This is a genomic window from Bacillus manliponensis, from assembly GCF_000712595.1.
GTDB classification, from domain to species: Bacteria; Bacillota; Bacilli; order Bacillales; family Bacillaceae_G; genus Bacillus_A; species Bacillus_A manliponensis.
In genome coordinates this window covers 1-408 of sequence record NZ_JOTN01000095.1, presented here as the reverse complement: position 1 = coordinate 408, position 408 = coordinate 1, and the positions used below count along the sequence as shown (strand labels likewise).

At 40.7% G+C, this 408-nt stretch carries 1 protein-coding gene; it reads left to right on the top strand.

The window, feature by feature from the left end; translation table 11 throughout:
* Positions 1–408 (top strand): S8 family serine peptidase (locus BAMA_RS23370; RefSeq protein WP_034644486.1); only part of this gene is annotated, 408 nt, incomplete at both ends.

The window sequence follows — 408 nt, the reverse complement described above, 5'->3', positions numbered from 1 at the left end:
ATAAAGATTATGAGGTAAAAGTGGAACCTCCGGTAGAAACGAAAGAAACAATCGATCCGAAAATGGCGGACAGCATTCCGCAAATTGGCGTGGACAAGCTCCATGCAGAAAACATTACAGGTAAAGGGATTAAAGTTGGCGTTCTTGATACAGGTGTTGACTATAATCATCCAGATTTAAAAGGTGCTTATAAAGGCGGATATGATTTCGTAGATAACGATGCAGATCCGATGGAAACAACGTACGAGGATTGGATAAAAGCTGGTAAGCCGGAATATCCAGGCTTAGTGTACTATACAAACCATGGTACACATGTGGCAGGAACGATTGCAGCTCAAAAGAAAAACAATGCGGATTATGCTGTGAAAGGTGTAGCACCTGAAGTAGATTTATATGCTTATAGAGTAT